14 protein-coding genes are annotated in these 13,495 nt (G+C 51.5%); 5 read left to right on the top strand and 9 right to left on the bottom strand.

Annotated elements, in window-relative coordinates; genetic code table 11:
• Nucleotides 1-15 precede the first annotated feature (15 nt).
• The gene (locus NE473_RS02680; protein ID WP_039891456.1) at nt 16-381 is read right to left on the bottom strand and encodes an ArsR/SmtB family transcription factor; all 366 of its coding nucleotides are present in this window, start codon (nt 379-381) and stop codon (nt 16-18) included.
• Between the two features lie 463 nt (nt 382-844).
• On the opposite strand from NE473_RS02680, the gene NE473_RS02675 reads away from it, so the two are divergent.
• Genes NE473_RS02675 through NE473_RS02665 form a run of 3 tightly spaced genes read left to right on the top strand, consistent with a single transcriptional unit; the run spans nt 845 to nt 3,262 of the window.
• Entirely contained in the window at nt 845-1,645 is an 801-nt protein-coding gene (locus NE473_RS02675) for an ABC transporter ATP-binding protein (RefSeq protein ID WP_055650321.1), read from the top strand.
• 9 nt (nt 1,646-1,654) lie between these two features.
• Nucleotides 1,655-2,458, top strand: a complete 804-nt coding sequence (locus NE473_RS02670) for an ABC transporter permease (RefSeq protein ID WP_055650322.1) — start codon at nt 1,655-1,657, stop codon at nt 2,456-2,458.
• A gap of 18 nt (nt 2,459-2,476) precedes the next feature.
• Nucleotides 2,477-3,262, top strand: coding sequence for an ABC transporter permease (locus tag NE473_RS02665; RefSeq protein WP_055650323.1), 786 nt, complete (start codon nt 2,477-2,479; stop codon nt 3,260-3,262).
• A 110-nt stretch (nt 3,263-3,372) separates the two neighbouring features.
• Here NE473_RS02665 and NE473_RS02660 read toward each other — a convergent pair whose 3' ends face one another.
• Both NE473_RS02660 and NE473_RS02655 read right to left on the bottom strand, forming a co-directional pair.
• Nucleotides 3,373-3,609: an HPr family phosphocarrier protein gene (locus NE473_RS02660; protein ID WP_022032777.1), complete on the bottom strand. Its 237-nt coding sequence runs from the start codon at nt 3,607-3,609 to the stop codon at nt 3,373-3,375.
• 118 nt (nt 3,610-3,727) lie between these two features.
• Entirely contained in the window at nt 3,728-4,735 is a 1,008-nt protein-coding gene (locus NE473_RS02655; RefSeq protein ID WP_022032778.1) for a substrate-binding domain-containing protein, read from the bottom strand.
• Between the two features lie 180 nt (nt 4,736-4,915).
• On the opposite strand from NE473_RS02655, the gene NE473_RS02650 reads away from it, so the two are divergent.
• Together NE473_RS02650 and NE473_RS02645 are read left to right on the top strand one after the other, a co-directional pair.
• Nucleotides 4,916-6,466 carry a response regulator gene (locus NE473_RS02650; RefSeq protein WP_055650324.1) on the top strand — a complete coding sequence of 517 codons (1,551 nt, stop codon included), beginning with the start codon at nt 4,916-4,918 and terminating at the stop codon, nt 6,464-6,466.
• Nucleotides 6,463-8,334, top strand: coding sequence for a sensor histidine kinase (locus tag NE473_RS02645; RefSeq protein ID WP_055650325.1), 1,872 nt, complete (start codon nt 6,463-6,465; stop codon nt 8,332-8,334). The genes NE473_RS02650 and NE473_RS02645 overlap by 4 nt, the downstream gene beginning before the upstream one ends.
• Before the next feature lie 24 nt (nt 8,335-8,358).
• On the opposite strand, the gene NE473_RS02640 is transcribed toward NE473_RS02645, so the two are convergent.
• The 6 genes from NE473_RS02640 to ytvI form a co-directional block, all read right to left on the bottom strand.
• Nucleotides 8,359-8,745: a NifB/NifX family molybdenum-iron cluster-binding protein gene (locus NE473_RS02640; RefSeq protein ID WP_006773039.1), complete on the bottom strand. Its 387-nt coding sequence runs from the start codon at nt 8,743-8,745 to the stop codon at nt 8,359-8,361.
• Nucleotides 8,723-9,139, bottom strand: coding sequence for a DUF134 domain-containing protein (locus NE473_RS02635; RefSeq protein WP_055650326.1), 417 nt, complete (start codon nt 9,137-9,139; stop codon nt 8,723-8,725). Before NE473_RS02635 ends, NE473_RS02640 begins: the two co-directional genes overlap by 23 nt.
• 118 nt (nt 9,140-9,257) lie before the next feature.
• The gene (locus tag NE473_RS02630; RefSeq protein WP_155521590.1) at nt 9,258-9,872 is read right to left on the bottom strand and encodes a hypothetical protein; all 615 of its coding nucleotides are present in this window, start codon (nt 9,870-9,872) and stop codon (nt 9,258-9,260) included.
• Between the two features lie 28 nt (nt 9,873-9,900).
• Nucleotides 9,901-11,277 carry an MATE family efflux transporter gene (locus NE473_RS02625; RefSeq protein WP_055650328.1) on the bottom strand — a complete coding sequence of 459 codons (1,377 nt, stop codon included), beginning with the start codon at nt 11,275-11,277 and terminating at the stop codon, nt 9,901-9,903.
• 37 nt (nt 11,278-11,314) lie between these two features.
• A complete protein-coding gene (locus NE473_RS02620) occupies nt 11,315-12,265 on the bottom strand; it encodes a glycoside hydrolase family 25 protein (RefSeq protein WP_006773034.1) in 951 nt (316 codons plus the stop codon).
• A gap of 62 nt (nt 12,266-12,327) precedes the next feature.
• Nucleotides 12,328-13,461, bottom strand: coding sequence for a sporulation integral membrane protein YtvI (ytvI, locus tag NE473_RS02615; RefSeq protein WP_022032785.1), 1,134 nt, complete (start codon nt 13,459-13,461; stop codon nt 12,328-12,330).
• Nucleotides 13,462-13,495 lie beyond the last annotated feature (34 nt).

Raw genomic sequence — 13,495 nt, 5'->3', positions numbered from 1 at the left:
CCTTTTCCTCTTCTCTTATTCACTGATATGTTCCATGCCCTGGGCCAGAATCGTCTCGATATGGCCGTCGGCAAGGGAATAAAATACGGTTTTCCCGTCCCTGCGGAACTTCACCAGACGCATCTGCTTCAAGACCCGCAGCTGATGGGAAATCGCTGACTGCCCCATCTTTAAGAGACCTGCGATATCACACACGCACATCTCGGACTGGCTGAGTACATACAGAATCCTGATTCGGGTGGAATCCCCGAATACCCGGAAGAATTCTGCCAGATCCAGCAGCTGCTGGTCCGCCGGCATCACCTGCATGACCCGGTTCACAATGTCCTCGTGGACCGATATAAAATCACAGTGAGGGGCCTCGCTGTCCTGCAGATCCATTCTGTTTTCGTCCTCCATGATTTACCTCCTTTTTGTCTGGTTAACTGGCTGCATCAGTGTCTTCATACTCTTACTTTATGCTATCATATGAATAACTGTTCATATGTTTATATTATCACTTTTTACGAATAAGTCAATACCTGTTTTCCACTTTTTGACCCTGATCTTACGGTTTGAGCGGAGGTTGACTTTTGTTCCTGCCGGTGCTAAAATTAAATTCCTTTCTCCCGCAGTCATCCCATTCCGGGAATCGGGAAAAGAGAATATTGATACCACGGTAGAGTCCCCGGAAGCAGACATTTCTGGCTGCGAAACAGACAGGCCCCGGAGAGGAATGCATTTTTACGGCATTCCACCGCTTGGCAAGATATTAGAACGCACTCACTGTTACGACAGATCAATCACCGGCTGTCCTCTGTCAGGAAGTCCACGTTCCATAATATTACTACCAGGAGGAACCATTATGATTCAAGTGGAACATGTGAACAAGACTTACAAAGTCGCAAGAAGGAGCGCCGGCTTTTCCGAAGCGGTCAGAGCGCTTTTTCACAGAGAAGTGGAATACGTCCATGCGTTAAACGACATCACCTTCACCATAGGAGACGGGGAGATGGTCGGCTACATAGGCCCCAACGGCGCAGGAAAAAGCTCCACCATCAAAATCTTAAGCGGAATACTGACTCCCGACAGCGGAACGTGCCTCATCGACGGCCGGGTCCCCTGGAAGGAACGAAAAGAACACGTAAAAGAGATCGGCGTCGTATTCGGCCAGCGCTCGCAGCTCTGGTGGGACGTACCCGTCATCGATTCCTTCGAACTTCTCCGCGATATCTACGAAATTCCCCAGCCCCAATACGAAGATGCACTCGACGAACTTGTGAATCTGCTGTCCCTGAGTGAAGTCATGCGGACGCCTGCCAGGCAGCTGTCCCTCGGCCAGCGGATGCGCTGTGAAATCGCCGCCTCCCTCCTGCACCGTCCGAAAATCTTATTTCTGGATGAACCCACCATCGGTCTGGATGCCGTCTCCAAGCTGGCTGTCCGTGAGTTTATCCGAAGACAGAACAGAATTCACGGCACCACCGTCCTTTTAACCACCCATGACATGCAGGACATCGAAGCCATGACTGACCGTGTCATGCTGATCGGAAGAGGCCGTCTGCTTTTGGACAGCTCCTCCCGGTCACTGAAAACCCAGTGCATGCAGGAAGGCGGGACTCTTGATGAAATAGTTGCGGACTTATACCGCAATTACCGGATTTAGGAGGCGCCCATGAAAAAATATCTTTCCTTTTTCCGTCTTCGCTTTATCCATGGGCTGCAGTACCGGACCGCCGCAGTATCCGGCATGGTTACCCAGTTTGTCTGGGGTTCCATGGAGATTTTATTGTTCCGGGCCTTCTATCAGGCGGACGCCTCGTCATTTCCCATGACCTTTCAGGCGCTGTCGTCCTACGTCTGGCTTCAGCAGGCATTTCTGGCCCTCTACATGGCCTGGTTCTGGGAAATGGAGCTGTTCGATTCCATCACCACGGGCAATGTGGTCTATGAGCTCTGCCGCCCGATACGCCTCTATGACATGTGGTACGTCCGGAGTCTGGCCGTCCGGCTGTCAAAGGCGGTGCTGCGCTGTATGCCGATCCTGGCCGCAGCCCTTCTTCTTCCAAAGCCCTACGGCCTCACGCTTCCCTCCGATGCGGGAACCTGGTTTTTTACCATACTCTCTATGATTCTGGCGCTGCTTGTTATCACTGCGCTTAACATGGTGGTCTATCTGTCCGTTTTCTATACCATTTCCTCTCAGGGAATCCGTCTGATCGTCTCGTCGCTCTTCGATTTTCTCAGCGGCGCGGTCATTCCTCTCCCCTTTCTGCCGGGAACTGTAAGGGCTGTCGTCAGCCTGCTGCCCTTCGCCTCCGTACAGAATGTGCCGTTTCGCATCTTCAGCAGCGATTTGGCGGGCCGGGAGATGTACGTAAGCCTTTTGCTGCAGGCCTTCTGGCTGCTTACACTGCTGGCCGCCGGCAGAGCCATGGAACGCCGCGCATTGCAGCACGTTGTCATACAGGGCGGTTAATGGAAGGAGGACTATCATATGAAAGCAATACGGCTTTATCTTCGTTTTTTTGTAATACAGCTGAAAAGCATGATGCAGCACAAGGCCTCATTCTTTTTCACCGTACTGGGGCAGTTTCTCGTCTCGTTCAACGTATTTCTGGGCGTCACCTTCATGATGGAACGGTTTCATGAAGTTCAGGGATTCACCTACCCGGAGGTACTCCTGTGTTTTTCCATCACTCTGATGGCGTATACTCTGGCGGAAACATTTTTCCGCAGTTTCGATACCTTTAACCAGATGATTGGAAACGGAGAATTTGACCGAATCCTGCTGCGGCCGGGCAGCTGCATCTTCCTGGTACTGTGCAGCAAAATCGAACTGACAAGGATCGGACGGCTCCTCCAGGCCGCCGTCATGCTGGTTTACGGAGTGACAAAGAGCGGTATCATCTGGACTCCGATGCGGGCGTTCACACTTTTCCTCATGATCCTTGGGGGGACTCTCGTGTTTGCCTCCATCTATATCATCTTCGCCTCCATCTGCTTCTTCACCCTGGAGGGCCTGGAGTTCATGAACGTATTCACGGACGGCGCACGGGAATACGGAAAATACCCGGTCTCCATTTACGGAAAGACGGTGCTTACGATCTGTACCTTCCTGGTGCCGTTTGCACTGTTTCAGTATTATCCGTTTCTCTATCTGACCGGAAAAACGGTCAGAGACTGGTACGCCCTTCTTCCGATCCCCGCCTGCCTCTTTCTCATTCCGGCGGCCTGTCTGTGGCGTTTCGGACTGTCCCATTATCAGTCCACAGGGTCTTAAGGAATCCGCTCTTTTGAGAACGGAAAAAGGCAGAGGAAGTAAAAGGTTCTGACTTTTACTTCCTCTGCCTTAAAACGCTATGGCTTCTTATGCCTGATTCTGTTTTTTCTTCACGCAGCGATGGGAACGATAGCTGCTATCTGCTCAATTATATTATCACAGTTATCTGTATGGAAGATAACTTCTACTGTTCTCGATTTAGCAAGGGACAGCACTCCAACAATCGACTTCGCATCTACTATACGGCTTCCCAGTTTTACGTCCGCATCAAAATCACATTTGCTCATAATTTTTACAAATGAAAAGATCTGTTCTGCCTGGTCAAACGTTACGAAAATATGCTTCATTTTTATCACCCCTTTGTTTTCTGACAGTTTATATCATAACACGACAGGAATCGACATTTCTACGGTAATATTTTTCTAAATACTGGAAAATATTTCGTTTTTGCCTTTTCATCCTGTTTCACAGGCCGCTGCCGCTCTCATCCGGCGTGAGCGGATCACCCGCCGTCACCTCCAGACCGCCTCCGGCGCCCTTGTGAATCAGATACTCCCCACCGTCTTCCGTTCTGAATACCTCTCCTTCTCTCACTGTAAGTTCCTGATTCACCAGCGCCATGGATACCTGGGCTGACAGTCTTCCCAGAGCTGCCGGATTCCAGAAATTTAACGCCGGACAGACACCGGTATCGTCAGAAACGGTTCCGTCCTCAGACTTGGCAGGAATGCCAAGCCCCGTCACCCGGATCTGTCCCTCGAGTCCCTGCTCCCTCACCACATCCGCGGCAGCCTGGATTCCCACCGTGGTAGGCGCGCAGATCGCCCGGAGCGCCGGGTACTTTTCAATCAGCTCTCTCGTTCTGGCTGCGGACGTCTTATAATCATCCTCCCCATATACAATATCCACGAGACGCATCTTCTGATACTCCGGCTTTTCCAGTTCCTCCATCATGGCATGTATCCACTGGCTCTGATTGGCTGACCGGGCCTGGGCTGAAAGAATGGCCCACTGGCCCTCCCCATCCATGCAGTCTCTGACCGCCTGCACCAGTCCGGCGCCTGTCTCCTTCGGATCGGCCGGGCTCACAAAAATGCTGCGGCTGTCCTTTTCCGTATCAGAATCTAAAGTTGTGATCACAATTCCTTTGGCCATCGCCTCCTTTAATACGGGAGCGAGCGCATGTTCGTCGCTGACCGCAATGGCGATGGCTTTCACCCTCTCCCGCATCATCCGGCGCACCAGAATCACCTGGTCCTGGGCTCTCGCCGTCTCCGGATACAGCACCTCGCAGCGATATCCCGCTTCCTCCGCCGCCTGGCGGAAAGCTTCCGCCACTTCTTCATTATACTGGTTATCTTTCGATTTCATGATAACTGCATATTCCGGGTTTTCTGCCACCATACCCGCTGCACTGCACGCCGCAATACAAAAAATAGTCAAAATTCCTGCGATCAGCCAGAACCGTTTCACCGTTTTTCCTCCGCCGTTTCTCTTTCGTTTCCAATATATTCCAGTATACTACCCATGGGGTAATTTGTCTATTTTCGTTGCATATTTCCCATTTCCTGTTACAATATTGATATACCATATTTGTGGAACATGAAACTGGGAACGATGTGATGTTCCAGCTTAGGGAAGGAGAAAGATACGATGAAACTGCTGATTGTAGATGACGAAAAACTGACCCGCGAGGGAATCCGTGACAGCATCGCCAGGCTTTCTCTGCCTTTTGACTCCATACTTCTCGCCGACGACGGGGTACACGGTCTGGAGACTGCGGTCTCCGAGCGGCCGGATATTGTCTTAACTGACGTCAGAATGCCCCGGATGACCGGTGTTGAGATGGCAGAAGCCATATTGGAACAAAATCCTGATACCGCCATTATTTTCATGAGCGCCTATTCAGATAAAGAGTATTTAAAAGCGGCCATCAAGCTGAAGGCGGTTCGTTACGTAGAGAAACCACTGAGCCTCTCCGAGCTCGATGACGCCCTGGCCGAAGCCCTGTTAAACTGTCAGGTACGAAGTCATACGCGCAGTGCCGTGATGATACAGGAAAAGGAACAGAAGGGCCATTTAGCCCACCTTTTGACGCTTCCCGACAGCGAGCCGGCCGCTCTGGAGCTGAGCAGGCATCTGGGCCTGGCCATGGGTCCGTCCACCTTATTTTTTACGATCATCGTGGACAGCGTGACGCCGCTCTCCGAGCTTCCCGAAATCCCGATGGATGAGGCGCGGGAGAATTTTTTAATCCTGTTAACGGAGCTGGGATTAAAACAGGTCTATGCCTTTCGCTCTGACCGCTATGTAATCGTACATATTTATTCCGAAAAAAAGCCGGATAAGGAGGCGGTAAAACGCTGCGCCCTGTTTTTACAGCAGAGCTTTGACAAATACTGCCGTTTTTTCCTGGCGGTCGGTCCCATCGTCACGGGGACCGCTTCCGTCCACCTCTCCTACGAGAAGGCGAAGCTCCTCCTGGAAAACAGCTTCTTTCATGACTTTAACTCCATTCTGACTGAATACGATAAACCGGCCGCCCTCTGTCCTCCCGCCGATGTGCTGATGGACTTTGATCTGGCGCTCTCCGGAAAGCAGAAGGATAAGGCCCTGGAACTTGCCGGGCAGCTCCGCGATTCCATCTTAAACGGACAGCCGCTTCTGCCCAGCCAGGTCAAGGATATCTATTACAAATATCTGGTAAAGCTGGATGAAAACGGCATCATGAACTACGTCTCTCTGTGGAATAACGAGGGCGTCAATCCCCAGTCGATCTGGGACAGCGTACTCCGCTGCAGCACCTTTTCCGAGCTGCACAGCCTGCTGCTGGAAAAAGTCGAACAGTATTTTGATCACCTGACCCGGAATACAGGGGAGAATCCTCTGGTCTTTCAGATTAAGGAATACCTTCACCAGAACTACGCCATCTCCTCGCTCTCCGTACTGGATGTCAGCGAATACGTGAACCGCTCCTCCAGCTACATCTGCACGCTGTTTAAAAATGAGACGGGACAGACGTTAAACCAGTACCTGACCGACTACCGGATCAAGAAGTCCAAACAGTTTTTAGGCGATCCCCGTTATAAGATCGCCGATATTTCCTCCAAGGTGGGCTACAGTGACGGCAACTATTACAGTAAGACCTTTCGGAAGCTTGTGGGCCTGTCCCCTTCTGAATACAGGGAGAAAATGCTCTCATGAAAAACTTTATCAACCGAATCCTGCGCCACTATACGTATGACCTGAAGCTGAAGAATAAGCTTGTCATCTCCCATGCCCTTTTAATTCTGTTTCCCACAGCCGTGTTATCAGGCTTTATTTTCGTCCGGCTATACGGCATCGTCATGGACGACTCCATCCGTTCCGAGCAGGCTCTGTCTGCGCAGACCGCGGCGTCGATTGAAAATCTGGTGTCTCATGTGACCTATGTTTCCGACGCACTGAGGGATTCGTCCTCGATCCACCGCCTCTTCTATCTCTCGGAGAGCGACGCCGCAGCGTTTGAACCGGAGCAGAACCGGATGGACAGCCTGTTTCATCTGACAGACAGCCTGACCGACAACACCATGATTACCGGAATCCGCATCTACTATGATGATTCCGTCTATCCTGATCTGATGAAGTACAACACGGAGAAAAACCGGCTGTTTGCCCCGGTCTCCACGGTCAGCAGCAGCTACTGGTACGGAATCTGCAGCACCATGCAGAATAAGGATCTGCTCTGTCCGGAACTCTATTTAAGTCCGTCTGAAGCAGAGAAATTCGGCCGCCTGGCCTACATTTCCAGAATCACCTATCTGCCTCCTGCCGGCTCCGAGCAGGAAAGTTTGCGGGCTTCCGCTTATCTGGCTGTGTACTTTAACAGCGAGCCCTTCGATTCCGCACTGATTAACAATGCCTCGGTCAAGGGAGAAGCCGCCTACATCATCAACAGCCGGGATGTAATGGTGTCCGCTTCCGATATGGCCCTGGCCGGGATATACTACATTCCCACAGACGAGTTTCTGTCCAGGATCGGACCGGAAAAGACTTTCACCCTGGTATCGTACCCGGATGGCGCCGCTTACACGGCTTATTTCCCGGTCAGGAACACGGACTGGTATATGGTCTCCCTGCTGCCCTCCAGCCACATCACTGACGCCGGAACGCGTCTGATGATCCAGCTGATTGTGGCCTACCTCCTCTTCACTGCGTTGGCTCTTTCGATCGCCCTGAAGCTCTCTGTCTCCATCGCCGACCGGATCATCGCGGTTGCCTATCAGATGGAGTCCGTTCGTACGGGCCGTCCCATGCCGATGGACACCGTTGAAACCGGCTGTGACGAAATCGGTGTTCTTACCGATACCTACAATTATATGACAGAGGAGATCAACGATCTGATGAACAGCCGGGAAAAGGCCTCTGAAGATTTACGGCTGGCGGAGTTCCGCGCTCTTCAGGCGCAGATTAATCCGCATTTTCTCTATAATACACTGGATATGATTAACTGGCTGTCCAGAACCGGACGGAAAGAAGATGTTACCAGGGCGATTCAGACGCTCTCCCGCTTCTATAAGCTGACGCTCAGTAAACGGGGGCTCATGAACACGATTGAGGAAGAGCTGGAGCACACAGAATTGTATGTGGAACTTCAGAATATGCGTTATGACAACTGCGTCAGCTTCGTCGTGGATGTGCCGGATGAACTGTCCGAATACACCATCCCAAAGCTGACCTTCCAGCCCATCGTGGAGAACGCATGGCTCCACGGAATCATGGGGACGGAAGAAAAAAGAGGCAACATCCTTCTGACAGGCTGGCGTCAGGGTGAGGACATTATCTTTCTCATCTCCGATGACGGCATCGGAATTACCCCTGAAACGCTGGAGTCCATACTGGCAGAAGAAAACGGAGATCCCATGCCGAATGGAACCTCCGATTCTGTACACATCGGCGTCTATAACACCAACCTCCGTCTAAAGCGTCTCTACGGAGAGTCCTACGGTCTTACCTTTCAGAGTTCACACGGAACCGGAACGGAAGTCACCATAAAGATTCCCGCGAAACGGCGGGAAGACAGCCCTGTTTAATGCAGCGTGCAGTACGTAAAACGTCTAGTGATGGCAGCTTCCACCGCCATGATGGCAGTCGTGCCCTTCGCCTTCATGGTGGTGGCTGCACATGGTGTCCGGATCATAGGAGAGCGTCCCCTTTAAGAGTGCCTCCACAGCCTTGTCTGCATCCCCGCTCACTCCCGGGTACAATTGGATTCCTGCCTCGTCCAGTGCATTTCTCGCACCTCCGCCGATTCCTCCGCAGATCAGAGTCTCCACTCCCATTTCTTTTAAGAATCCGGCCAGCGCGCCGTGACCATTTCCATTGGTTCCCACGACCTCCGAGGATACGACTGTTCCTTCTTCTGCCTGATAAATCTTAAACTGTTCACTGTGTCCGAAATGCTGGAACACACTGCCGTTCTCATACGTTACCGCAATTTTCATGATTCCATCCTCCATTCTGATATTCCTGCCCGTCACACCTGCGGCCGGGGCAGAGACGTTTTCTGCAGTCTTTTTTGCAGCAGCCTCCTGCCCTGGGACATACCTCATAGTTTCCGCCTCCGATTGAAAGAGCGCTTCCCTCCACCAGCATGGCGGCCATCTTCTTCCGCGCGGACTGATACACAGCCTGCACCGTGGTCCTGGCCACGCCCATCTGTTCGGCGCATTCCTCCTGGGTACGGTCCAGATAATCGATAATCCGAATCGTCTCATACTCTTCCAGCGTCAGGGAAATGAATTGCTCCGCCTCCGGGCCTGTCCCCGCTTCCAGCGGTCCAAACTGCATCCTTCCCGGTATTCCACATATTCGTCTCGCCTTTACGGGCCGTGCCATATCGTCTCCTCCTTCGGCTTTTGCAGATGTTACTGACATATGTCATTTATTATAAGGCAATTTTTGACATATGTCAATTACAATCTGCCGACATACCATTTCTGCTTTCAATTCTGTTTTACCGAATCGATCCCATGATCTCATCTGCCATGGCCTTCCGGTACGGATCGTAGACGATCTCGATCATCATAACGGACTCGTCTGACCAGCAGAAATACAGGTCCTGATTGAGAAGCCCCGTATAGATTACCGGCAGTTTTGCATATTCCCGGTCTCCAAGGGTCACCATCTCCACCTCTCCGATCTGCATGTAGTCGTCGTATCCGCCCAGTCCCTGTCCCATCACTGCAGCCAGCTGACCGGCATCCATCCCCTTAAATTCCTCATCCATCTTGTCATACGTGACCACCACCATGGAAACCGTCATATCCGGTGCGGCCACGGATAAGTCCAGGGTCATGGTGTCGTCCACGGATAAGTCCATATAAGATTCCAGCGGCATGAAGCCTTCCGGAACCGTCACCTGATAGCCCAGCCTGGAACTGGTGAATGTCAGTCCATTCCAGCTTCCTGCTTCCGGGACACTGCCCGGCTCTTCCGCCATGGCGCCCCCGTTCGTACCGGGCCCCGGCTGTTCTGCGGCCTGATACTGCCACGTCTCTGCGAAGGCCTCTCCCGTACCCATGGCACTGAATAAAAGTACTGCGGCTGCGGCAATCCATTTTCGCATCACTGCATTGTTCCTCCTGTCCGGACTCTGTTTACGGCATGTTCCGCCGTCCAAATACCGGCTTCCGGTTGATAATCCTGTCGATGACAAGGAAGTAGATCACCACCGATACGGCTGCGCTGATAAAATCGGAAACAGGTTCCGTATAAAAGATATATTTGATTCCCATGGCTGCAGGAATCAGAAATGCGCCGCCGAGGAAGATCATCTTCCGGAACATGGACAGTGTGATCGCCACCCGCGCGATCCCCATACCGGTAAACCCGTCCACTACAGTATATTGTGCAGCCAGCGGAATTATGCCTAACGTGTAGATTTTGATGGCCCAGACGGTCAGCTCCACATACGTTTCATTCTGCGTAAAGATCCTGACGAAGAACTGCGGAATGGTGTGCGCGATCAGGAACATCACCGTGGTAAATACCAGGCCCAGCGCCGCGATATGAACCTCCGCCTTCTTGATTCGTTCCGGCCTTCTCGCACCGTAATTATAGCCCAGGATGGTCTGTGTCCCGCTGGTAATCCCGCCAAGCGGCATGGTAACCATCAGCATAAAGCTCTGAACAATGGTCATGCAGGTCAGCAGCATATCTCCCTGCTCTGCTCCGCCGTACTTCTGAATCACCGTATTCAGCGCAATGATCAGGATGTTGTCAAATGCAATGATCAGAAATGGGCTTAACCCGATGAGAAGGACCCGCTTCATAATCTGCCAGTCGTACTCACCGAAGGTGATCCGCACCGGCGCCCGCCTGCTGAAGAGGAACCGAAGCACATAGGCGCAGGAAGCCATCTGGGAAAGCACCGTGGCCACAGCCGCGCCGCGCACCCCCATGTGACAGCCAAAGATAAACACCGGATCCAGTATGATATTGCACACCGCACCGATTAAGACCGATTTCATCCCCACCTTTGCAAAGCCCTGACAGATGATGAACTGGTTCATCCCCGTCGCCAGAAGCGCAAATACCGTTCCCAGCAGATAAATCGTTATGTACGCGTTCGCATAAGGAAACGTCGCCTCACTGGCTCCGAACCACATGATCAAATGGTTTTTCACCAGCAGGGAAATCACTGTAATCACCACTGACAACACGGTCAGAAGCAGAAAACAGTTTGCCAGAATCTGCCTGGCTGCCCGTTCATTTTTCTCTCCAAGCCGTATGCTCATGAGAGGGGATCCACCGACACCCACTAAAAAAGCAACAGAAGAAATCAGGGTCACAATCGGGCCGCAGATTCCTACTCCTGCCAATGCGATTTCGCCGGTTCCGGCGATATTACCGATGTACATTCTATCCACAATACTGTAAAACACACTCACAAACTGGGCCAGCATGGAGGGAAATGCAAGCCTCCATACCAGTCCTCTCATATCATCTGAATCTAAATTATTCTCTGCCTTCACCTTCTGTAATCCATCCTGTATCCCTATTTTCTTTCTCTTATTCCGCCATCGCGCCATCGGGGCCAAAGGTATAAGACGCCCCGTCAATGGTCATGGTCGTATCATGAATCATGGCACCGTTGGAATCCAAGTAATACCACTTCTCTCCAACCTGTACCCAGCCGGTCTGTTTCACGTAATTCTTTGTATAATACCAGTTTCCATCCACGTGTTTCCAGCCTTCCGGCGGAATCAGCGCTGCGTAATCCACAAAGGAGAATTCGATCGTCACGTCGCCTGTGATTCCATCTACCTTTCCTTTATCGGTACACTGCCATATGGTTCTGTTCTGGCAGTTGTTGATGGTTCCGTACCTCGCATACCAGATATCGTACGGAATCTGGCTGATGTCCATGTGATTGGTCAGCCATTCATTGTTTGCATAGACAACAGGACGGTATCCCGCATCAGATATGACTTTGCAGAACGCATTGATATTATCCGTGATCTGCTGCTTTGTCAGCCCGTTGTCCAACAGGTGCTGTGATTCCACGTCATACGCGATTGGGTACGACACCGGATAGTCCCGCACCATCTTCAGGACGTAATTCGCCTCGTCTACGGCACTCTGCGTGTCAAGCGCCTGCGTATAAAAAAATACGCCGGTCTTGATCCCGTTTGCAGATGCGCCCTGCATATTCATGGAATAGTAGGGATCCATATCTTTGTAATATCCGATTCTTATCATGGCGAAATCCACGCCGTCGGCCGCGACCTTTGCCCAGTCGATGCCTCCCTTGTCCGCATTCGCCCGGTTCTGGTACTTCGTCACCGTAATGCCTTTTTCCAGAGCGCCCGCTATGGGTGTTCCGGATGCATCCACATACTGGCCGTTCTCCTTTTCCCACGGCTCTGCCGCAGCGGCAGGGAACGGCACGGCTGCCATCATCATGACGGCCATCAGCCCCGCTGCCATACGAATTCCTTTTTTTCTGTTCCTGCTTCTCATTCTTTCCTCCTGTTCGTTCCTTTCTTTTATCTTTTCATTATGGTATTACGCTGTCCTTCCCGTCAGTCCGGTCCCCGCCGGAATGCATTGATATCGTGAACCAGCGTCTTCACACTGCTGATCAGGGAATCAAAAGCCCCGAACTCATACAGATTCAAAAACAGCATGCCGATGGGGACAGCCAGCACCATACCTGCGATTCCGTTAAACTTAAATCCCAGATACAGAAACAGCAGCGTCGCCAGCGGATCCAGTCCCATGGTGTCTCCCACGATCTTTGGTTCTATCACACGTCTCAGTACCTGTGTCAGAACGTAGAGCGCAAGCATCCCCAGAGCAAAGTAGGTATCTCCGGAAAAGAGCCGGATCACCGCCCAGGGAACCAGGATCGTCCCGGTTCCCAGCACCGGAAGGAAGTCCAGGAAAGCCACGATAACGGCAATCAGTAGGGCGTAATCGACCCTCAGTACCAGAAAACCGACGGCAAGCACGACTGCTACTACAAACATAATCTTAAACTGTGCAAGAAAGTAACCGCCAACCAGATGCCTGACATCTTTTCTCAGATATTTATAATACTTAGATCCGCCCTCCGGCATATATTTCTTAAAAAAGTCCAGTATCTTATCCCGGTTCACAATGAATAAGTAAGACGAGAAGATCGTGACGATGGTATACACCAGCGCCGCGGGAATGCTCTTTACCACATTGCCGGCAACCGTTACCGTAGGGCTTGCGATCTTCTGCACTGCCAGATTCAAATACTCTCCGATATGTCCGAAGAACTGGTTTACAGAATCCGAAACGCCCTGGGGCAGGAACTGCAGAAGCCGTTCCACGGAAAGCAGCATTTTCTGAACCTCTATGGAGGCCGATTCATAATACTTTGGTATATCCCCTACAAAACCGACGGTCTCCGATACCAGCTTTGATATGACAAAGTAAAGAAGCGTGATAATAAGCGCCAGAACAGCCACCACAATCATCATGGAGCTGTGCTTTCTCACAATCTTCACCCGCTTTTCCAGAAACTTTACAAGCGGATTGGCAATCATCGCAATAATCCAGCCGATCACAAACGGCAGGAAAAATTTTAATAAACGCGGTCCTATAAAACAGACCAGCCAGATAACAAGCAGGGGGATAACAATATTCAGAATTAACCTGCAGTACTTCTTCCAATGATTCATGTTCATCACCTGTCCTTACTATACACCCCGGCCGGAACCA

This window comes from Hungatella sp. SL.1.14 (assembly GCF_024460495.1).
Taxonomy (GTDB): domain Bacteria; phylum Bacillota; class Clostridia; order Lachnospirales; family Lachnospiraceae; genus Hungatella; species Hungatella hathewayi.
The sequence above is the reverse complement of the archived record's forward strand: the minus strand, read 5'-3'. Positions and strand labels throughout refer to the sequence as shown.